21 protein-coding genes are annotated in these 20,171 nt (G+C 69.5%); 8 read left to right on the top strand and 13 right to left on the bottom strand.

All coding sequences use genetic code 11. The annotated features are described in order from the left end of the window. Positions 1 to 71: 71 nt before the first annotated feature. Positions 72 to 986, top strand: coding sequence for a class A beta-lactamase (gene bla, locus ACLJPX_RS02465; protein ID WP_410599080.1), 915 nt, complete (start codon positions 72 to 74; stop codon positions 984 to 986). Between the two features lie 53 nt (positions 987 to 1,039). Here the strand turns inward: bla and ACLJPX_RS02460 are convergent, their stop codons facing one another. From ACLJPX_RS02460 to mptB, 3 genes are all read right to left on the bottom strand, one after another. Beyond that, a complete protein-coding gene (locus ACLJPX_RS02460) occupies positions 1,040 to 2,914 on the bottom strand; it encodes a Calx-beta domain-containing protein (RefSeq protein ID WP_410598512.1) in 1,875 nt (624 codons plus the stop codon). A gap of 339 nt (positions 2,915 to 3,253) precedes the next feature. Beyond that, on the bottom strand, positions 3,254 to 4,348 hold the full coding sequence (locus ACLJPX_RS02455) for a winged helix DNA-binding domain-containing protein (RefSeq protein WP_410598511.1): 1,095 nt from the start codon (positions 4,346 to 4,348) through the stop codon (positions 3,254 to 3,256). 15 nt (positions 4,349 to 4,363) lie between these two features. Further along, complete coding sequence (mptB, locus tag ACLJPX_RS02450) at positions 4,364 to 5,782, bottom strand: polyprenol phosphomannose-dependent alpha 1,6 mannosyltransferase MptB (RefSeq protein WP_410598510.1); 1,419 nt, start codon at positions 5,780 to 5,782, stop codon at positions 4,364 to 4,366. 100 nt (positions 5,783 to 5,882) lie between these two features. Here mptB and ACLJPX_RS02445 point away from each other — a divergent pair, with 100 nt between their 5' ends. Next, positions 5,883 to 6,542, top strand: coding sequence for a response regulator transcription factor (locus tag ACLJPX_RS02445; protein ID WP_410598509.1), 660 nt, complete (start codon positions 5,883 to 5,885; stop codon positions 6,540 to 6,542). Positions 6,543 to 6,559: 17 nt separating this feature from the next. Continuing rightward, positions 6,560 to 7,588 carry a sensor histidine kinase gene (locus ACLJPX_RS02440; protein ID WP_410598508.1) on the top strand — a complete coding sequence of 343 codons (1,029 nt, stop codon included), beginning with the start codon at positions 6,560 to 6,562 and terminating at the stop codon, positions 7,586 to 7,588. Positions 7,589 to 7,595: 7 nt separating this feature from the next. Here the strand turns inward: ACLJPX_RS02440 and ACLJPX_RS02435 are convergent, their stop codons facing one another. Beyond that, positions 7,596 to 8,222 carry a winged helix-turn-helix transcriptional regulator gene (locus tag ACLJPX_RS02435; protein ID WP_410598507.1) on the bottom strand — a complete coding sequence of 209 codons (627 nt, stop codon included), beginning with the start codon at positions 8,220 to 8,222 and terminating at the stop codon, positions 7,596 to 7,598. 78 nt (positions 8,223 to 8,300) lie between these two features. Between ACLJPX_RS02435 and ACLJPX_RS02430 the strand changes: the two genes are divergently transcribed. Continuing rightward, complete coding sequence (locus ACLJPX_RS02430) at positions 8,301 to 9,185, top strand: alpha/beta fold hydrolase (RefSeq protein ID WP_410598506.1); 885 nt, start codon at positions 8,301 to 8,303, stop codon at positions 9,183 to 9,185. On the opposite strand, the gene ACLJPX_RS02425 is transcribed toward ACLJPX_RS02430, so the two are convergent. Next, positions 9,110 to 9,778: a TetR/AcrR family transcriptional regulator gene (locus ACLJPX_RS02425; protein WP_410598505.1), complete on the bottom strand. Its 669-nt coding sequence runs from the start codon at positions 9,776 to 9,778 to the stop codon at positions 9,110 to 9,112. The two genes, ACLJPX_RS02430 and ACLJPX_RS02425, sit on opposite strands and share 76 nt — an antisense overlap. Positions 9,779 to 9,805: 27 nt before the next feature. Here ACLJPX_RS02425 and ACLJPX_RS02420 point away from each other — a divergent pair, with 27 nt between their 5' ends. Beyond that, on the top strand, positions 9,806 to 10,546 hold the full coding sequence (locus ACLJPX_RS02420; protein ID WP_410598504.1) for an SDR family oxidoreductase: 741 nt from the start codon (positions 9,806 to 9,808) through the stop codon (positions 10,544 to 10,546). A gap of 41 nt (positions 10,547 to 10,587) precedes the next feature. Here the strand turns inward: ACLJPX_RS02420 and ACLJPX_RS02415 are convergent, their stop codons facing one another. The 3 genes from ACLJPX_RS02415 to ACLJPX_RS02405 form a co-directional block, all read right to left on the bottom strand. Beyond that, positions 10,588 to 10,719, bottom strand: coding sequence for a hypothetical protein (locus ACLJPX_RS02415; protein ID WP_410598503.1), 132 nt, complete (start codon positions 10,717 to 10,719; stop codon positions 10,588 to 10,590). Between the two features lie 22 nt (positions 10,720 to 10,741). Continuing rightward, on the bottom strand, positions 10,742 to 11,338 hold the full coding sequence (locus ACLJPX_RS02410) for a hypothetical protein (RefSeq protein ID WP_410598502.1): 597 nt from the start codon (positions 11,336 to 11,338) through the stop codon (positions 10,742 to 10,744). 390 nt (positions 11,339 to 11,728) lie between these two features. Further along, complete coding sequence (locus ACLJPX_RS02405) at positions 11,729 to 11,962, bottom strand: zinc-binding dehydrogenase (protein WP_410598501.1); 234 nt, start codon at positions 11,960 to 11,962, stop codon at positions 11,729 to 11,731. A gap of 65 nt (positions 11,963 to 12,027) precedes the next feature. Here ACLJPX_RS02405 and ACLJPX_RS02400 point away from each other — a divergent pair, with 65 nt between their 5' ends. The 3 genes from ACLJPX_RS02400 (at position 12,028) to ACLJPX_RS02390 (ending at position 14,494) form a co-directional block, all read left to right on the top strand. Beyond that, positions 12,028 to 12,366, top strand: coding sequence for a PadR family transcriptional regulator (locus tag ACLJPX_RS02400; RefSeq protein WP_410598500.1), 339 nt, complete (start codon positions 12,028 to 12,030; stop codon positions 12,364 to 12,366). Beyond that, entirely contained in the window at positions 12,363 to 13,316 is a 954-nt protein-coding gene (locus tag ACLJPX_RS02395; RefSeq protein WP_410598499.1) for a hypothetical protein, read from the top strand. Before ACLJPX_RS02400 ends, ACLJPX_RS02395 begins: the two co-directional genes overlap by 4 nt. Before the next feature lie 140 nt (positions 13,317 to 13,456). Then, positions 13,457 to 14,494, top strand: a complete 1,038-nt coding sequence (locus ACLJPX_RS02390) for a hypothetical protein (protein ID WP_410598498.1) — start codon at positions 13,457 to 13,459, stop codon at positions 14,492 to 14,494. Here ACLJPX_RS02390 and ACLJPX_RS02385 read toward each other — a convergent pair. The 5 genes from ACLJPX_RS02385 to ACLJPX_RS02365 form a co-directional block, all read right to left on the bottom strand. Beyond that, a complete protein-coding gene (locus ACLJPX_RS02385; RefSeq protein ID WP_410598497.1) occupies positions 14,487 to 15,461 on the bottom strand; it encodes a glycine betaine ABC transporter substrate-binding protein in 975 nt (324 codons plus the stop codon). The two genes, ACLJPX_RS02390 and ACLJPX_RS02385, sit on opposite strands and share 8 nt — an antisense overlap. 28 nt (positions 15,462 to 15,489) lie before the next feature. Then, the gene (locus ACLJPX_RS02380; protein ID WP_410598496.1) at positions 15,490 to 17,946 is read right to left on the bottom strand and encodes an ABC transporter permease subunit; all 2,457 of its coding nucleotides are present in this window, start codon (positions 17,944 to 17,946) and stop codon (positions 15,490 to 15,492) included. Between the two features lie 130 nt (positions 17,947 to 18,076). Next, a complete protein-coding gene (locus ACLJPX_RS02375) occupies positions 18,077 to 19,159 on the bottom strand; it encodes a cytochrome P450 (protein ID WP_410598495.1) in 1,083 nt (360 codons plus the stop codon). A 12-nt stretch (positions 19,160 to 19,171) separates the two neighbouring features. Beyond that, positions 19,172 to 19,834, bottom strand: a complete 663-nt coding sequence (locus ACLJPX_RS02370) for a helix-turn-helix domain-containing protein (RefSeq protein ID WP_410598494.1) — start codon at positions 19,832 to 19,834, stop codon at positions 19,172 to 19,174. Between the two features lie 82 nt (positions 19,835 to 19,916). Next, positions 19,917 to 20,171 carry a hypothetical protein gene (locus tag ACLJPX_RS02365; protein ID WP_410598493.1) on the bottom strand — a complete coding sequence of 85 codons (255 nt, stop codon included), beginning with the start codon at positions 20,169 to 20,171 and terminating at the stop codon, positions 19,917 to 19,919.

Here is a 20,171-nt window from a genome sequence, read left to right as displayed (position 1 = left end):
CAGGTCATTCATGTCTTGGACGGCATGAACGGTGGTGGCCAGACTGCGGACATCGAACGATCTTGAAAGGAATCACCGTGTCCGTCACTTCTCGCCGGTGGGCAGGCCGAGCCGCGCTCCTGGCGCTCTCGGTCGTGCCACTCGCCGCGTGCTCCACTCCCACTCCCGCGCAGCCGTCTGCCGCCCCCGCCGCCACCCCGGTCGCCGCGGACGGGCGAGCCGACTTCGAGCAGCTGGAACGCGCCTTCACCGCCAGGCTCGGGGTGTACGCGGTGGACACGGCGACCGGCCGCGAGGTCGCCTTCCGCTCCGAGGAGCGGTTCGCCTACGCCTCGACGCACAAGGTGTTCACCGCGGGCGGTGTCCTGCAGCGGACGCCACTCGCCGATCTGGACCGGACGGTCACCTACAGCCAAAAGGACCTGGTTTCCAACTCGCCGGTGACCGAGAAGCACGTCGCGACCGGAATGCCGCTGCGCGCCGTCATCGACGCCACCCTTCGCTACAGCGACAACACCGGTGGCAACCTGCTCTTCCGCGAACTCGGCGGCCCCGAGGGCCTCAACGCGGTGTTGCGCGGGATCGGCGACACCACGAGCCACGCCGACCGGATCGAACCCTTGCTCAACGACACCGCTCCGGGTGATCTCCGGGACACGAGCACTCCTCGCGCTCTCGCCGTGAGCTTGCGCGCCTTCGCCCTCGGCGACGCGCTTCCCGAGGACAAACGCAAGGTTCTCGTCGACATCATGCGCGCCAACACCACCGGCGACACGAACATCCGCGCCGGGGTCCCCGGCTGGCCGGTCGCCGACAAGACCGGCACGGCGGGCTACGGAACACGCAACGACATCGGTGTCGTGTGGCCGCCGGACCGGGCCCCGATCGTCATCTCGGTCCTGACCGACCGGGCCACCGCGGACGCCAAGATCGACAACAAGCTCCTCGCGGACGCCACGGCCGCGGCGGTCAAGGCGCTTTCCTGACACACCGGCCGGGGCGGACAGGATTCCCGTCCGCCCCGGCCGGCTTCACCGGATCAGCGGCGGCAAGGGTTGCCAGCCGGATGTGCGGCGGTGCCGTGCACGTCGGCCTGGGATTCCGCGAGCACGATCGTCGTGAGCACGGTTTCCAGGGCGACGGCCTGCTGCTTCACGACGCCGTTCGCCACGGTCTGGCCGTTGAGCTTCAACGAACCGATGACCAGAGGGATGGTCAACGGGGCCGAGCCCACCGTGATCGCCTGACCGTTGATCTTCAGCGAAGCGACGTTCGAACTGCCCGCCAGGACCGGGGCGAGACCGCCCGGCGCCGGCTGACAGGTCGCCGTGGCCTGCGACTGGATCACGCCGAGTTCGACGGTCAGCCCGAGCGTGCTGATCACCGTCTTGTCGATCTTGGCCGACGCCAGCGCGCGATCGCCCACGGCCGGGGCCACCGACTGGTTGTCCGGCGTGAGATCGGTCGACGCGGTCAGCACCTGGGTTTCCACCTTGATCAGGCCCGCGTTGAGCGTCGCGGCCGCGACGGTGCGGGAGTCGTCGGCACAAGGCAGGTTCGCCGGGTTGGCCTGCGCCGCGACCACGCCGAGCACGTTCGCCGCGGTACCCGTGCAGGAGAAGACGCCGTCACGGTCGTCGTCGAGGATCGTGCCCACGCCGATCGGATCGACGAGGCCCGCGCCCGACGGGGCCGAGAGGTTCACCGTGAACGTCTCGTTCGGCTCGTCGACGGTGTCCGGGACGACCTGGACGGTCACCGGTTTGGTCGTCTCACCGGGCGCGAAGGTCACCGTGCCACTCGCCGTCGAGTAGTCGGCGGGCGCGGTCGCGGTGCCGTTGGCCGTCGAGTACTGGACCGTCACCGGGTTCGGGCTCGGGCCACCGAGCAGCGAGACCGTGAAGGTCGCCGGGACCGGCGCTCCACCCGAGCCTTCGTTGACCGTCACGTCGTTGATGCTCAAGCCGAACACGCGCACGGTCGTGGTCTCGATGTACCCGCGCGAAATGCCGTCGACCTGGTAGTCGACCACACAGTGGTAGGTGCCGGGAGCGGCGCTCGCCGACGCCGCGATCGTCTCGGTGAACGTGGCGACGTCGCCGCTGGTCACCTTGACGCTGCTGGGGACGTTCGTGACGGTGAGCTCCGGATCGCAGCTGGTCACCGTCGGGGTCACCGTGACCTCGATGGACTTGATGCCGTCCAGGATGGCCTGGGAGACCTGACCCGCGGGGACGTTGTTCAGCAGCACACCACCCGTGGCCGAGGTGATGGCGCTGGCCTGCCCGGTGGCGTCGAGGCCGCCGACGTTGACGGCGACCACGCGGATCTTCGCCGCCTGCAGTGCCGCGATGGTCTGCGCCAGGGTGTGCCCGCCGCTCGGATCGTGCGACGGCGCGTCGCCGAACCACGCGATGATGCGGGTGCCGTCCGGCCGGAAGGTGACCGCGCCGGTGGCCAGCTGGAACAGGGCGTTCAGGTTCGCTTCCGGTGTGTCGCCGCCACCCGACGCCGCCCACTGGTTGATGCCCGCCTGGACCGCGGCGGTGTTCCCGGTGATCCCCTGATTGACCTTGAACGGCACCGAGTCGGTGAAGTCCTTGTACTCGGCGACGCCGAATTGCGCGGTCGGCTGTGCGGCGAGCACGTCACCGGTGATGGCGTTGGCGTTCGCCCGCACGTTGCCGATCGGGCCGCCCATGCTGCCCGTGGTGTCCGCGAGCAGGACCAGGTCGGGGTTCGGCGGCACCGCCGAGGTCGTCACGTTCTTGGTCACGGTCGTGCTCTGCCCCGCGTTGAGGGTGAGGTCGACCGTGGCCGGGTCCACCCCCGGCGGGGCCGCGGCGGCGACCGCGGTGGAGGCGAGCATCGCCGTCACGGCGGTCAAAACGACGAGCAGTGGTCTTCGCGTCATGGACTTCCCTTTCGAGAACCGGCGGCGGCCGGAATTCCTGTGGGTTGCCTGAGAAAGACGGAATACCCGGCTTTTCGTTAGCGCCTGACCCGGATGTCACCCGGAGCGCCGTATGTCAAGGCGCTCAACGAGTCATCGGCGTGAACGCGGGCCACGCAGACCATGTCCGCACTGCGCCGTCCTGTTGAAGGACTTTCGGCGCCTCTCACTCTTTGGTGTGAGAGGCGCCGGATGTTCCTGCGTTTTCCGTGATCACCTCGCCGGACGAAAATCGCGTTCGTCCGGAGTTCACCGGCGAGTATTCACCGAATGTCGCAATGTCGTCCGCCCGCCGATATCTCAGCGAGACACGATTTCGACGCGGTCACTGTCCTTGTCGGAGAGGAACGACGCCAGTTCCTGTCCCTGTTTCGCGATCGCGGTGCGGTCGGCGCGGGCCAGCTCCCGCAACGGGGTGACGACCACGGTGCCGTCCACGACCGTCCACTTCGCGGCGACCCGGCCGTCGACCAGGACGACGCGTTCACCGGCGACCGACAGCCCGCGGTGGACGTCGTCGATGATCCGGCCGCGGTCGTGGTAGCCGAGGATCGCGTTGTCGAACGCGGGCAGGAACCGCACCGGGGCGGGGATGTCGGCGCCGGGACGTGGCGCGCCGGGCAGATCCAGCAGCTCCCGGCCGCGCTCGTCGCGGAAGGACACCAGCTCTTCCCGCATCGCCGCCACGGCGGCGGGCAACCCGGCCACGCCGCACCAGGCACGCAGATCGGCCGAGGCGGCGGGACCGAACGCGGCCAGATAACGCCGGACCAACGCCTGGCCCACCGGGTCGGAATCGTCCGAAGAGGCCGGATCGACGTCGCGCCCCAACCAGGAGGACACCATGGCGTTGCGGACTCCCGCCTTCGTCCGCCACAGTCCGCGCGGCGGCAGCTGCACCATCGGGATGAGCGCGGCGACCAGCACCTCCCCCAGTGCCCGCGTCCCCGGCTCCGGCCAGCGTTCGGCCACCGCCCGCGCGAGTTCGCCCATCGACCGGGGCTCGCCGTCGGCCAGCACCGCGCGGCCCGCTTCCGCGAGCTCGTCGAGGTCCACCCCGTCGAGCTCGCGGCGATAGACCCCGAGAACCCGCTGAAGCAGCATGGGATCGTGGCGAGCGCGCCAGGCGAGAACGTCCTCCGCGGTCAGGAGGTGCACGGTGCGGCGCATGAGATGGGTCCGCACCACCCGCCGCCCGGTCAGCAGGTCCGAGAGCGCCGCCGGGTCGAACGCGCGCAGCCGCGACCAGAGCCCGACGAACGGTTCCTGCGGCTCCTGCGCTTGCAGGCCGCACAGGTGCGCGACGGCGTCGAGGACCGGCATGTCGGCGCGATCGAGCAGCAGCTGCCGGGCCAGCGTCGCCCGGTTGAGCGCCCGGGTGTCCAATACGGTCATCGGGTCACGAATTCCTCACCGTCGAAGGGGTTGCGACAAACTATCGCAGGAGAAGCGGTCAGTTCGTGTCCGCTTCTCCGGGCCATACGCGGTCAGCACGCCGACGCCCGCCGAAACCACCGCCAGCACCGCGAAGCCCCAAGGCGGCAGCAGAGTCGCTCCGTCGGGGTGGGTGCTCACGACGAGCCACGTCGAGACGGCGGATGCGACCGCGATACGCGGGACCGTCCACGCGGCCGCTGCCCCGAGCACCAACGGCCAGGCGAAGTACCAGGGAAAGACCACCGGCGCCAGCACTACCGTCGCCAGCAGCGCCAGTGCGGCTCCTCGGACCGCCACCGCACCGCCCGCCCGAGAACGCCACCACAGCCACGTCACCAAAACGGCGAGGGCGACCCAGCCCGCGATCCGGCACGCCGCGACGGCGTCCACGGAGCCGGGCAGCACCGCCCTGCCGAGCTTGCCGAACGCGGTCGGGATCGACAGCCAGGGTTCCAGCCGCGAATTCCCGCTCAGCGCCCGGATCCAGCCGAGATCGACCCCGGCGACGACGGTGCACAACCCGAACGTGACGACCACAATGGACACCGCGGCCGCGCACACGGCGAAGAACCCACGCGGCGAAACCGGTCCGCCTGATCGCCTTGCCGCCCATACCCACACCAGGAACGGCAACGCCACAGCCGCGGGAACCTTCACCGCCGCGGCCAGCGCGACCGCCGCGAACCCGGCCACCGGCGTATGAGAAAGCACGAACGCCGTGCCTGCCGCGAGCAGTCCGGCCATCAGCAAGTCGTTGTGCCCGCCCGAAACCACGCAAAGCACCAGCAGCGGATTCGCCACCGTCAGCCACAGCGCACCTTCCGGCCGGGCACCGAGATGCCGGCACAGGACAGGCACCGCGAAACAGAGCAAGGCCAACCCTGCCGCCATCGCCAGCCGGGTCAGGAAAGCACCGAGGGCAAGGTTCTCCCCGGTCACGGCGAGCACGCTCTTCACGATCAGGAGGTGCAGCGGCCCGTACGGCGACGAAATGTACGACCAATCGCCGGTGGCGTTGGCGGTGATCGGACCGGGAACCTCGGCGGGAACGTGCGTGTACGGATCGAGGCCGGCGTGTGCCACCGCACCCTGCGCGAGATAGGTGTACAGATCGGTGCTGAACAACGGCGGCGCGCACAACAGCGGGACGCACCACAGCCAGGCCGTCCGCACGACCTCACGAGCGCTCGTCCGGCCCGCGCGTGTCGAGTGTCCTAACCGGACCCATGCCATCAACAGCAGCGCGAGACCGAGGTACAGCACGGCGGTGGCGAGAGTCCGGACTTGCCCAGACAGCACGGGACCGTGCCGCAAGGTCGCACCAGCCCCGAACGCGCCGAGCGCGATCAGCACGGACCCGGCCGCCCCCACGCTCCTTCCGTTGAAGATCATGCGGCAGGTCTAGCCAGCCGGTGATCCCGGGCCGTTAAGATCGACTTTTATCGGGCCTTTATCCGTCCGGCGTTCTACTGAGGCACGTGGGGAATGGTTGATGCGCGTACTCGTGGCCGAAGACGAACGGATGCTGGCGGATTCCATCACCGAAGGTCTGCGGCATCTGGGCATGGCGGTGGACGTCTGCTACGACGGCGATGCCGCGCTCGAACGCGTCGCGGTCCACCGGTACGACGTCGTGCTGCTCGACCGTGACCTCCCGCTGGTGCACGGCGACGAGGTCTGCCGGAAGATCGCCGGAGGCGACGGGGAGACGCGCGTGCTGATGCTCACGGCCGCGGCGGGCATCCGTGACCGTGTCGACGGGCTCGGCCTCGGCGCGGACGACTACCTCACCAAGCCGTTCGCCTTCGCCGAACTCGTCGCCCGGGTGCACGCGCTGGCCCGGCGAGCCCGTCCGGCGCTGCCGCCGGTGCTGGACCGGGCCGGCGTCGAACTGGACCCGGCGAAACGGTTCGCGTCCCGGGACGGGCGGCCCTTGTCGTTGTCTCCCAAGGAGTTCGCCGTCCTGGAAGTGTTGCTGCGGGCCGAGGGACGGGCTGTCAGCGCGGAAGAGCTGCTGGAGAAGGCATGGGACGAACACGCCGACCCGTTCACGAACACGGTGCGGGTCACGGTGATGACGTTGCGGAAGAAACTCGGCGCACCACAGGTGATCCACACGGTTCCCGGCGCGGGCTACCGGCTGGGTACCTGAGGCGAGCACGGGCGTCGGTGCGAGGCCGCGTCGAACTGGTTTTCCTCGGTGCCCTGCTCGCGCTCCTGCTGCTGGGCTACCCGCTCGCCAAGTCTGCGGGCATGGTGCTCGGGACCTTTGCGGACCACGACTTCTGCCCGCGGGACACCGGCTGCGCCGATGTGGCGGGCGGGCTCTTGTGGAGCCTGCCGCTCGTCGCGACGGCCGTGCTCCTGATCTGGATACGGCGTCCGGTGGCGTCGTGGGTGCTGCGGCCGTTGCCCGAGCTCACCGCCACCGTCGAACTGCTGGGGCCGCAGAACCTCGGCCAGCGCATGCGGCTGGAGCAGACCGACGGCGAAGTGCGGGCGCTGGCGGACGCGGTGAACAGGATGCTCGACCGGGTGGCGGCCGGTTTCGAGGGGCAGCGCCGATTCGCGGCGAACGCGTCGCACGAACTGCGTACGCCGCTCGCGGTGCAGAGGACGCTCGCCGAGGTCGCGATGGTCACCGGCGGGGGCGACGACGTCCAGCGGCTGGCGGCGCAACTGCTGGTGGTCAACGAACGCAACGAGCGGCTGATCGAAGGACTGCTCGTGCTGGCCGAGGCGGACCGCGGGCTGCCCGGCAGCGTGCCGGTGCGGCTGGACGAACTGGTGGACTCGGTGCTCACGCAGTTCGACGGGCGGCTGGCCGAGCACGAGCTCACCCTGCGCCGCGAGATCGCCGAGCGCACCGTGTCCGGTGAGGCCGTCCTGCTGGAACGGCTGATCGCCAACCTGGTGCACAACGCGATCAAGTACAACCGGCCGGGCGGCCGGATCGAGGTGATAGTCGGGGACGAACCCGCGCTGAGCGTGCGCAACTCCGGCGAGCACGTGCCCGCCGAAGCGGTCGGCTCGCTCTTCCAGCCCTTCCGCCGCCTCACCGCCGATCGCACGAACCACCGCGACGGAGCCGGCCTCGGACTGTCCATCGTGCGCTCGATCGCCACCGCGCACCACGGCCGCGTGACCGCCGTTCCCGGTGAGGACGGCGGTCTGCGGGTCGACGTGGTCTTGCCCTGAATCGCCTTCAGGCGGCGAAAACGGTACGGACGACGGACTCGTCGCCCTCGATCCGGACCACGCCGAGGGCGCGGGCGTCGCCGAGGGTGAGGGCGCCGGCGGCAAGAGCGAGCACGTAGGCGGGTTCGGCGCGGACGGTGGCGTCGAGGGCGCGGCCGTCCTGCGGGACGACCTCGAAGCCGGAGCGTGTCGCGCGGAGCTGGAAGGGCGGGTCGCCGATCTCGAGGCCGATCGTCGCCGAGGTGCGGACCTTGACCCGGGTGTCGAGCAGGGCGGGGACGGCGAGGGCGAGCCACTCCGGGCGGAAGGAGTCACCTTCCGGGCCGCGGACCATCAGCGGGGTGGACCAGCGGATCAGGCTCTCGATCGGCTCGCGCAGCTCGGCACCCCACGGTGTGAGGGCGTACTCGACCACACTCCCCTCGCCTGTCAGCCGCCGCTCGATCACCCCTGCGGCCTCGAGGTCGCGGAGCCGGTCTGCGAGCAGATTGGTCGCGATGCCGGGGAGTCCGTCGATCAGGTCCCGGTACCGGGCGGGGGCGATGAGGAGCTGGCGGACGATCAGCAGGTTCCACCGGTCGCCGACGAGTTCGAGGGACCGGGCGAGCCCGCAGTACTGGCCGTAACTACGCATGGTTCCCTCTGCTTGATTATCTCAAGTGTGCGTGACAAGCTCAAGTTTACCGGAAGGCCGAGCCAAGAGGGGGCCGCCATGGCCGAGAGCGCGCGACCCTCCTGGGTCGACGACAGCCTGTTCCCGTTCGAAAGCCGCTTCGTCGATATCGACGGGCACACCGTGCATTACGTCGACGAGGGTTCAGGTCCGACTTTGCTGCTCCTGCACGGCAATCCGACCTGGTCGTTCCTCTGGCGCGACGTGATCAGCGCGCTGCGCGACGACTTCCGGTGTGTCGCCCTCGACTATCCGGGCTTCGGGTTGTCGACGCCGAAACCCGGCTACCGGTATCTGCCCGCGGAGCACGCCGACGTGGTCACCGGGTTCGTCGACACACTCGGCCTCGACGGAGTCACCCTGGTCGGGCAGGACTGGGGCGGCCCAATCGGCCTGGCCACCGCGCGACGACGGCCGGGCGTCTTCGACCGGCTGGTGCTCGCCAACAGCTGGGCCTGGCCGGTCAACGGGATCCTCCATTTCGAATCCTTCTCCCGCATCGCCGGCGGACCTCCGATCCGTTTCCTGGCACGGCGGTTCAACCTCGTGGTCAAAGCGTTCGTCCCCCTGGGCCACCGAAGGCGCAAGGTGACCGCGGCCGAGATGACCCACTACCGCCGGGCGATGGACACCCCCGGGCGGCGTCAGGCGTCCGCCGTACTTCCCGGCCAGATCATCGGCAGCCGGGCATTCTTCACCGAGGTCGAGGCAGGTCTCGCCGATCTCGCCCACCTGCCGACCCTCATCGTGTGGAGTGACGCGCAAGTCGGGTTCCGCACCCAGGAACGTGAGCGCCTGCAAGCGTCCTTTCCCGAGCACAAGACCGTGATCGTCGAAGGCGCGGGCCTCTACGTGGAGTCCGACGCGCCCGAGGAGTTCGTCGCCGCGATCCGCGACTGGACGGCGGCATCGCCCGGGTCGTGATGCGGGCGGAGACCGCCGACAAGGATCGACAGCAACCGCGGCCCTCGCGCGTCGAGTTCGGCGTCGTCCAACCGTGACAACCAGCTGATGAGCACGATGACGTCGCGGGCTTCGGCGTCGTCGCGGACACTGCCCGCCGAGCGCCCGGCGGCCAGCAGCAGTTCGATCGCCTCACCGATCGGGCCGAGGCTGTGGGCGGCGAGGTCACGCCACGTCGCCGCCTCGACGGCGGCGAACACGTCACGCTTGACCCTGGCATAAGCGGCTACCCGGTCGAACCATGCCGCCAACGCGTCCACCGGCTTGTGAGCGGCCAGCAGACGCGGAGCCGCGGCGACCAGGTCGTCCACTTCGCGGCGATACACCTCGACGAGAAGGTCCTCGCGGGTCGGGAAATGCCGGTACAGCGTGCCCTGCCCGATGCCACAGGCCTTCGCGACCGCGTTGAGCTTCAGCTCCCCCGGCTCCCGCACGAGTTCGTGCGCCGCTCGCAGGATCCGTTCGCGGTTGCGCTGCGCGTCCGCACGCAGCGGACCGCCGCTCTTGACTGAAGCGGACACGTGTCCGCTAAGCTCGCCGGGGTAATCGGACATGTGTCCATTCTAAGCGGAGGATCCCTCGTGACCATTCACGGCAAGGTCGTGGCCATCACCGGCGCCAGCAGCGGGATCGGTGAGGCGACAGCTCGCCACCTCGCCTCACTCGGCGCGGCCGTCGTCCTCGGCGCCCGCCGCACCGACCGGCTGGACCGGCTGGCCGCCGAAATCGAAGCCGCCGGCGGCAAGGCGGCCGCCACTCGTGTGGACGTCACCGATCCCGGCGATCTCAAGGCGCTGGTGGACGTCGCCGTCGAGCGCTTCGGCCGCCTGGATGTCTTGGTGGGCAACGCGGGGATCAGCAAGATCAGCACGATCGCCGACCTGGACGTCGAAGGCTGGTCGGCGATGGTCGACGTGAACGTCAAGGGGATCTTGCACGGCATCGCCGCGGCCCTGCCGGTGTTCCGACGTCAAGGCAGTGGCCACCTCGTCACCGTCGTCTCGACCTCCGGGCTGAAGATCGTCCCCACCCAAGCGGTGTACGCCGGGACGAAGAACGCCGTCCGCACCCTCTTGGAGGGCCTGCGTCAGGAGAGCACCGACGGCGTTCTGCGGACGACGTCGATCTCCCCGGGCTACGTCCGCACCGAGCTCGTCGACAACGCCGTCGAGGATCCGGCTGTGCGCGAACAGGTCCGGCAGAGCATGGCCGATCTCGGGATCGACCCCACGGCGGTGGCGCGGGCGATCGCCTTCGCGATCGACCAGCCCGAGGACGTCGAAATCGGGGACCTGACCATTCGACCGGCTCGCCAAGGCTGAGCATCCCGCTTGTCGGCATACGAGGACGTGCGATGCTCGGATCATGTCCGGCCGCAGCACGGATGGGTCCTGCGCTGGGTCAACTCCGAGTCGTCCCGGTCCACACCGTTCTCGACGCGGCCGACCTTGCCTTGCCAGAACGGCCGGATCATGAGTTCGGGCGATAGCCCCATCGGCACGAGCAGACGTGGCCCGTCACAGCCGTCTCATGCCGGCGGCCGGAGTCGCGTGGATGCCCGTGCCGTACTCGTAGCGCAAGCCGTTGTGGTCGATGAAACGCGCCGCGTCCGGCAATACCGGGTGCGAGCCGATCTTGGTCACGGCCATCCGCCGAATAGCGCGGTTGAGCCGGCCGGAGGCACTGGTGACCGTCGCCCAGTTCCACTCGGCGGGGTCACCGAGTCGCTGCAAGGTCGCGGACCAGGCCGCAGCCCGCTTCTCCGAGTTGTGGTTCGTATGACTCCACCGCAACTGCTGCGTCCCGGCCACCCCGCCGTGGTGGAGCTGGATGAGCCCCCAGCCCTCGTAGCAGTACCGAAAAGTGGCGTCAGGATGCACTCCCGGAAGGAACTCGATCCTTTTCGCGAGGGGCCCCGGCCCCGACCCGATGGCGAACAACGCCAGACTTCGTCCCGCCCGGCCGCCAGGGACCTCCGCGGCGGCGTGGAACTCACGCAGCTCACGGCCCGGCTCCGAGTCCGACTCGAAGACACGGAACAAACCGAGACCGAAGACGGTCTCAAGGACCGCGGCCCAATCGTCGCCAACAGCGTAGAAGTCGAGGTTCGGCACAAGCCGACTATCCCAGCCGGGGGCACCGCCCTTCAGCATGACCGCCCACTAGTAGCCGTGGATGCCCCTAATTTTCTGCTTCTCTCGCCCACTTGAACGGCGGCGGCGTCCCCGGCGCTATCACGAAGTTCCCGGAGTAGGCGGCATCGCAGACTCCGCACCGCGCACGAAGATCATTCGCGCGGGTCCACGGACTGCCGTGCTCATCAGGAATTGCGGGCATCGAGTAGCCGTACTGCTCCGTGACCAGCGACGGCCACTGTGGATCGCAGCGACAGCCCTCTCGCTTCAGCCACCTGATGGCCATCCCCACCCCTTTGCCGACAGTCGCCGTGTTCCAGAACCCTAGTAGCGCAAGAAACGATGGTGGCGATGGCCGGGCCATCGGGGTCAGCGCACGGTGATGACCAGTTTGCCCGTGGTGTGGCCGGTCTCTCCGAGTGCGTGAGCCTGGGCGCCTTCGGCCAGGGGGAAGGTGCCGGAGACGTGCGCGCGGAGCTTTCCCCGGTCAGCGAGTCCGGCGACAGCGCGGATTCCGGCCTGGTCGTGCTCGACGAGCAGGATGACGGCGCGGACCTGGCGCCCGACTGCCGGTCGTGACCTGACGGCGAACCGGCTCCACATGACGAAGCAACGCCCGCCGCTATATATCGGCTTGTGATATATATGGGCTCATGGCGGATCGAAGTATGTCCGAGCAGACGTTCCTGGTGCTGATCGCGCTGGCGGACGAGCCGCGGCATGGCTATGGAGTCGTCCAGCGGGTGCAGGAGCTGTCCGAGGAGCGGGTACGCCTGCGGGTCGGCACGCTCTACGGCGTGCTGGACCGGCTGGTCGCCGACGGCTGGGCCGAGCACGACCGGGAGGAGATCCACCAGGGCCGGCTCCGGCGCTACTACCGGTTGACCGGGGCGGGCGACGCGGCGCTGGCCGATCAGACCCGCAGGCTGGCCGCGAACGTCGAGGCCGCCAGCACGGTGTTGCGGGCCCGCGGCCAGTGGCCGCAGGCGGCGGAGCTGCGGGCATGATCGGCGCCGAGACCCAGTACCGCACGCTGGTGCGGGTGCTCCCGGCCTGGTACCGCGCCGAACGCGGCGACGAGATGGTCGGCACCCTGCTCGACCTGCACGGAGAGCGGGCGCGCGCGGCACTGTGGAGCGAACTGTGGGCCCTGCTGGCGTTGGGTGTGCGGACGCGGCTCGCGGGCCGGGCGGCACCCGCCCGCACGGTCGCACTGGGTGACCTGACGCGGGTGGGCGTGCTCCTCGGCCTACTCTGGGGCGTGCTCAGATCCGCGGGCTACGCGGGCGACCGGCTCTCGCTCGTGCTCGCGCACCCTGGCGGGGACCTGTCCCCGTTCATACACTCCGCACTGAGGTCCGACCTGATCAGGCATCTCGTCCTGCTGGCGGTCGCCCTGGTCCCGCTCGCCCTGCTGGTGGACGGGTGGCGCCGGGCGGCGCGGATCGCCGCAATGGCGATTCTGGCCGCCGGGGCGCTCTGGGGCCTGACCAGGTACTCGCTCAGCCTCGGCCCGGATCTGGTCGTGAACTACGCCCCGCAGTGGCTTCCCCTGGTGCTGTTGCTGCTGGCCTTCCATGCCGACGCCCCACTGCCGCCGGCACGCCCGTGGTGGTGGGCCATCGGCGGAAGTCTGGTCGCCGCCGTGACAACCGGGTACCTCTTCGCGGACGACCTCAGCGGGCTCGCCGGGCTGTCCCCGCTCGTCTGGCTGTGCGCGCTCTCGGGTGCCGGATACCTGCTTCTCCGGCGCCGCATCGACCAGCGCGCGGCGGCGTGGACGCTGGCGCTGGCCGTATGCCTCGCGCTGGTGGTGGCGCAGACCCTGGTGCTGAAGCGCGGGATCATCACTTTCGACCTGCTTACGATCGCCCAAGTCAGCCTGGCCGGGCTGGTCGTGGCGGCTCTGACCGTCACCGGAATCCGTGACTACCGCCGGACCGTCGTGAATCGCTGAGTTTTCTCGGTATCTTTTTCTTCTCACGCAAGGATTTTGTTCTTATGAGCACCATTCCTGTGGCGCCCTCTCACGCCCGATTGCAGTCACTCGATCTACCACGATCGCGGGCGCTCCCGCTCGCGAACGGGCCACGACGAGTGGCCACGGCGGTGTTCGTGGTCGTGTTGCTGCTCGCGGGCTACACCGGCTTCCGATCGCCTTCGGACTGGGCCGTCACGCTCGAATCCGTTTCGCTGACCGACGGGTTTCACCGCCGGTTCCTCGTCGGCACCGTGCTGCGGCCGTTCGCGGCGCTGTTCGGGTACCACTACGTGGTGTACGCCGTCGCGGGCTTCGCCGTGCTGCTGATGGTGCTGGCGGCACTGGTGGTCGCGTTCTTCCGCGCTTCTTCGGTGAGCAGGCGATTCCTCGTCATCGGCTGGCTGCTGCTGCCGACCGGCGGCTACCTGTTCCATGAGGTCGGTTACCTCGACCAGGTGGTGTACCTGTTGCTGTTCGCCGCTTTGTGGGCGCTGCACCGCAACCGGCCGCTGTCCGCCGGTGCCTTGCTGGCGGCTTCCGTGCTGACGCACGAAATCGCGTTGCTCACGGTGGTTCCGGTCTTCGGCTTCGTGGCACTGCGGAAGCTCCCCTTCCGGAAAGCCTGCGCGGTGCTCGCGCCGTCCGTGGCCGCCGGGCTGGTGGTGCTGGCGGTGCCGCCTGCCGAGGCGGGTGCGGTGCAGAAGTTCCGGCAGGTTCTGGCGAACGCGGGTTTCCCTTACCGCGCCGACGCGCTCGAACTGTTCGACCGCACCCAGGCGCAGAGCTGGCAGCTCTACTCGATCACCGGCGTCCTGCTCTACCTGCTGCCTACCCTGCTGGTGGTGGTGGCCGGTTTCCTGATGCTGCACCGGCCTTCGGCGGCGACCCTGCTGTCGCTCGCCGCGGTGGTGGCGCCGGTGCTGCTGGCCTTCGGCGGATGGGACGAGGCACGCTGGGGATTCCTGCTCATCACGAACTTCGTCCTCGTACTGTGGCTCCGGTTGGGCAGCCGGGAACTCGACCTGCCGCGATTCGGTGCGCTGGCCGTGATCCTGCTGATCCTCACCCACCCGCCGATGCCCTACTTCGACGGCTACCGGCCCCGCGACGTCACGCTGGTGGGCCCTCCGCACGCCGGCGGGAACGTCAGCTGATGAAACCCGCCGACTTGAGCCAGTCGCGGGCGACCGTGGCGGCCTTCTGGCCGTCGACGCTGACCTTCTTGTTCAGGTCCGTGAGCGTCGCGGTGTCGAGCTTCGCGGCGATCGGCGTGAAGACCTGTTCCAGCTGCGGGTATTTCTGAGCGATCGGCGTGGCGATCGTGATCGCGGGGTTGTAGGTCGGGAAGAAGTGCTTGTCGTCCTCGAGAACGGTGAGGTTCTGCGCGGCCACGCGTCCGTCGGTGGAGGCGACCGAGCCGAAGCCGCACGGATCCCCCTTGCCGATGCTCGGGTAGACGACGGCGTCGTTGAGCAGGTGCACCTGCGGGTCGGGCAGGGTGAACCCGTAGGTCTTCGCCAGGCCGGGGAACCCGTCGTCCCGGCTCTTGAACTCCGGGCCCATGCAGGTCGCGGCCGCGGCCGGGTCCCGCTTCACCAGGGCCGCGTAGTCGGACAGCGTCTTGACGCCGGTCCGGGCCACTGTCGCCGGGTTCCCGGCGAGGGCGTAGGTGTCGTTGGCCGGCGAGCGTGCCCACCAGGTGACGCCGTTGGCGGTGTCGGCCTGTTTGACCGCGTCGTACTGCGCCTGCGGATCACTGATCGGCTTGGTCTGGTTGAGGTAGCTGATCCAGGCGGTGCCGGTGTATTCCCAGTACAGGTCGACAGCGCCGCTGGTGAGCGCCTGGCGGACGTTGCTCGAGCCGGTGATGTTGGTCTTGTCCTCCGGGCTCGCCCCGGCCGCCTGCAGTGCGACGAGGGCGATCTGGCCGAGCAGCAGCTGCTCGTCGAACTCCTTGGAGCTGACGCGGATCTTGGCGCCGTTCAGCGCGTCGATCTTCTGGATGGACCCCGCGCCCACCTGGGCGCCGGTCTCGTCCTTGCCGATCGTGCAGCCTGCCGCGAGCGCCGTTGTCACGACGAGCGCGAGCACGGCAGCGGTCGTGCGCTGGAGCATCCGCATGGGTTGGTCCTCCTTGAAGTCGGTCGAGCTACATGCCGCGCGGGTGCAGGACCTCCTCGGCGACCAGCCCCAGCCAGTCGACGAAGAGCGCCAGTGCGGCGACGATGATGCCGAAGGTCAGGCTCAGGATCGGGCGGTACAGCCCGATCCCGGCGACGAGCCCGCCGCCGAGACCACCGGCGCCGATGAACGTCGCCAGCGTCGCGCTCGCGACGGTGAGCACCAGCGCGGTCCGGACACCGGCGAGAATCACCGGGACGGCCAGCGGCAGTTCGATCCGCCACAGGATGGCCGCCTTGCCCATGCCCATGCCGCGCGCGGCGTCGACGAGGGTCGGGTCGACGCCGTCGAGCCCGACGATCGTGTTGCGCAGCACCGGCAAGGTCGCGTAGACGACGAGCGCCGCCACCGCCGTCGCGGTGCCCGTGCCGATCCAGAGCGCGAGCAGCACGACGAGCCCGATCGACGGGATCGCCTGGCCGAGGTTGCCCAGCCCCAGGCCGATGGGCCGGGCCCAGCGGGCGCCGGCGCGGGTGAGCAGGATGCCGAGCGGGAGGGCGATGGCGATGGTGCACACCGTCGAGATCAGGGTGAGCCGCAGGTGCGCGCCCAGTTCGGTGAAGATCTCGCCGGGGTTGAGAAAGCGCTGTTCGATCGAGTCGAGCGGTTGCGCACGCACGATCAGAAAGAGCGCCAGTAAGGCGAGGGCCAGCAGGACCGGGCGCACCAGCAGGCCGAGCCGTCGTCGGCGAGGCCGCGCGGGCACCGTCGTGTCCGGCCCGGGCGCCTCCACCGCGTCCGGGATCGCGGGCGCGGGCGCCTCTTCGGTAGGCCGGAGCGCCGCGACAAGACGCGGCACGTCGCACACCCCCTGCGCGGTGCCGTCCTCGGTGACCACGACCGCGGTGCTGCCGGTCCGCACCATCACGTCCAGCACGTCCCGCAGAGTGTCATCGGGGCGGACAGAAGGCAGGTCGTCCGGCTCGGCCGACGGCTGGAGGTCCAGGTCACCCACCCGGATCAGCGCGAGCCGCTTCAAATTCCGCTTCGAGCCGACGAAGCTCGCGACGTAGTCGTCCGCCGGCGCGGCGAGGATCGCCTGGGGCGTGTCGTACTGAGCGATCACCGACCGCGGCCGCAGCACGGCGATCCGGTCGCCGACCTTCAGCGCCTCGTCGAAGTCGTGCGTGACGAACACGATCGTCTTGCGTACTTCCCCTTGCAGGCGAAGGAATTCGTCCTGCAGCCGGGCACGCGTGATCGGGTCGGTGGAGCCGAACGGCTCGTCCATCAGCATGACCGGCGGGTCCGCGGCCATCGCCCGCGCCACCCCGACGCGCTGCTGCTGACCGCCGGAAAGCTCACGCGGATACCGGACGCCGTGCTCGCGGGTCAGGCCGACGACGTCGAGCAACTCGCGCACACGGTCGGAGACGCGGCGTCGAGTCCAGCCGAGCAGCCGTGGCACCACACCGATGTTGGCGTCCACTCGCAGGTGCGGGAAGAGCCCGATCTGCTGGATGACGTAGCCGGTGTTGCGCCGGTGTTCGTCGAGGTCGAGCGCCGACACGTCGGTGCCGCCGATCGTGACGACGCCCGCGGTGGGCTCGACGAGCCGGTTGATCATCCGCATGGTGGTCGTCTTGCCGCACCCCGACGGACCGGTCAGCACGACGATTTCGCCCGCGGGGATGCGCATCGTCAGGCTTTCGACCGCCGGTACCGCTCGTCCGGGGTAGAGCTTGCCGACGTCCCGCAGCTCGATCGTCTCACCGCCCTTTCCGGCCACTCCCCCCGGCGCAGCCGAAGTCGCCGCTCTCAGGGCACGGGGACGTCGCCGGGTGGTCAGCTTGCCGACCACCACGAAGGCCAGGTCGAACAGCAGCGCCAGCACCATGATCCCGAGCGTTCCGGTGAGTACCTGGTTCAGCGAGTTGACCGAGCCGAACCGGCCGAGCCCGTCGAAGATCTCGTTGCCGAGGCCGGGGCCTTTGACATAGGCGCCGATGGCCGCGATCCCGATCGTGATCTGCGTCGAGACCCGGATACCGGACAGAATCACCGGCCAGGCGAGCGGCAGCCGCACGCGGAACAGCAGCCGCGTGCGGCCGAACCCCATCCCTCGTGCCGCGTCCACCACGGCCGGGTCGACGCCACGCAGCCCGACGATCGTGTTGCGCGTGATCGGCAGGAGCGCGTAGAGCACCAGTGCGAACAGGACATTCGTCAGCCCCAGCCCGAACGGGCCGATCAGGATGCCCAGCAGCGCGATCGACGGGATGGTCAGGAACGCCGCCGTCGTCGTGGTCGCCATCGCGCCGAGCCACTGCCGCCGGTAGGTGAGCAGGCCGATCGTCATGCCGACCAGCACGGCCAGCGCCATCGCCGCCAGGGTGAGATCCACGTGCAGGATCGCGTCGTTCACGACGTCGATCCAGTTCTCTCGGAGGTACTCCCACAGGCTCAGGGCGCCGCTCCTCGACATCGCAGGGCAGAAAACAACCGACCAGGCCCGGTTCGGCCGGGTCTCAGCCCAACACGTCCGCGGGGCTCCTGTCCACAGCCCGGCGTAAACCGCACGTGAGCGGCCGGTCACCTTCGGCCGGATGTCCGCTTCACGACGTGATCGCCAGAGTGGCTTTCAGGACGTCGATGCCGACCGGGGTGCGGTGGGTGTCCAGGTCGGCGATCCGCCAGGTGCGGGCCAGCAGGGCTTCGAGGGCGATGCGGACTTCCATCCGGGCGAGATGGGCGCCCAGGCAGAAGTGGATGCCGTGACCGAAGGACAGGTGAGGGTTGGGTGTCCGGCCGGGATCGAAGGTGTGCGGGTCGGTGAAGACCCCGGGGTCACGGTTGGCCGCCGTGATCATCGCGACGACTCTCTGGCCCGGTCGGAGTTCCCGACCGCCGAGGGTGGTGGGCCGGGTGACGAACCGGTCCGTCCCGCCCGTGGGCGGCAAGTAGCGGAGGACCTCCTCGACGGCCGAGCGGACGTCGGCCGGTTTCGGTTGGGCGGCAAGGCAAAGGACGGCGTTCACGAGCAGGGTCTTGGTCGTCTCGTGGCCGTTGATCAGCAGCAACGCGCAGAAGTCGATCAGCTCGCGCTCGGTGAGATCCGACGCCATCAGGGTCGCGATGATGCCGGCCGGGCGTTCGAACTCTTCTCGGAAGTAGCCGCCCATTTCCGTCAGTGCCTCGTGGAAGGCGGTCCGGCGGGCCTCGTCTTCGGTGAACCTGCCGAAGAACGACGTGATGGCTTCGGTCCACCGGACGAAATCGGGCCACCGCGACGGCCGCACGCCGAGCAGACCCGCGATCGTGTGCACCGACAACGGGTAGGCCAGCTCTCCGAGCAGGTCGAAACTCGGCCCGGCCGCAGCGAGCAGGGCGTCGACCCTCGCCGTGATCGACGGCTCCAGCGACGACATGGCCCGGGGAGTGAAGACCCGGCTCACGATCCGGCGCAACACATGGTGCCGGGGCGGATCGATCGCCTGCAGTCCTCGCAACAACGGGTTCGAGCCGTGCGGGACCGGCCGGGCGCTGTAGCGCAGCTCGTCGGAGGAGAACACCTCGTGATCGGTCAGCACTCTGTCCACGTCCGCGTACCGGGTGACCACCCAGCCGCCGAAGGGCTCGGCGAACCGCACCGGACCCACCTCTTGCGTGTGGAAAGCGAAGATCTCCTCAAGGGACATCCGCACAGAGTGCTATCCGCCCGCGGCCGCGGCTTGGAAGAAACGGACACACGACGCCCCGACCGCGCGCCGGAACTCCGCGATCATGTGCGGCTGGTCGTAGAAACCGCTGCGGACTGCGATCTCCGCCCAGTCCGGGACCGAAGACGACCGGGCCAGCGCCATCGCCCGATGCAACCGGACGACTCGCGCGTAGGCCTTGGGGCTCAACCCGACGGCCACCAGGAATCGCCGCCGCAACTGCCGCTCGGACAACCCGGCCGCGGCCGCGTGCCGGGACACCGGTGCGCCGGGGGCCGCGCGAATGGCGTCGAGCACCTGGCCGATCGCCGGATCGGCCGGACGGGCCGGTGCCCGCAACGCCCGTAGCCCGGCGTCGAGTCCCGAACCAGGGAACGGCATCCCCGCCAAAGGCACCTCGTCCGCGGCGATCCCCAGCACCGAGGCACACGTCCCCGGCCGCAGCCGCACCCCCGTCAACGGCTCGGTCAGTCTCCCGGTTCTGGCTTCCGTCTCCGGCCCGGCCAACCACAGCGACCCGTCCGCGAACACGAGCAGGTCCACGGACGGCTGCGGCAACGCGGGCGGCAGTTCCCCGCTGCGCCGCCACACCCGGCTGACGCGGTCAGCCAGGTCGGCGGGTACGAGGTGGGTGTGGACGGGAGAGACGCTCATAGGCCATCACCACCACTCCGGCATGCGGCAAAGGGTGCCTGATCGGCGAAGCGGTCACATCCTGTTTCCGTGGCCGAAGCGCTCACTCCACCAGTTCGGTCCGCACGGACCGCCACTGCTCCCAGCACCGCTCAGGGTCGAGGTCGGTGTAGCCGCGCTGTTCCGCCATCGCCTCGGACAGAGACTTCGGCGAGCGGATACATGTTGCCCCGTCACGGATTTCGAGGACCTCCTCCTCCGTGAGAGGACCTCCCTTCGAGCGCTCCGCGGCCAGCAGCAGCGCGATCAAAGGCGGCACGAATTCGATGACGAGGTCGTCTTCCCCAGCCCTGTCCAT

Origin of the sequence: Amycolatopsis sp. lyj-90, assembly GCF_046549035.1 — a bacterium.
Lineage (GTDB): Bacteria > Actinomycetota > Actinomycetes > Mycobacteriales > Pseudonocardiaceae > Amycolatopsis.
The sequence above is the reverse complement of the archived record's forward strand: the minus strand, read 5'-3'. Positions and strand labels throughout refer to the sequence as shown.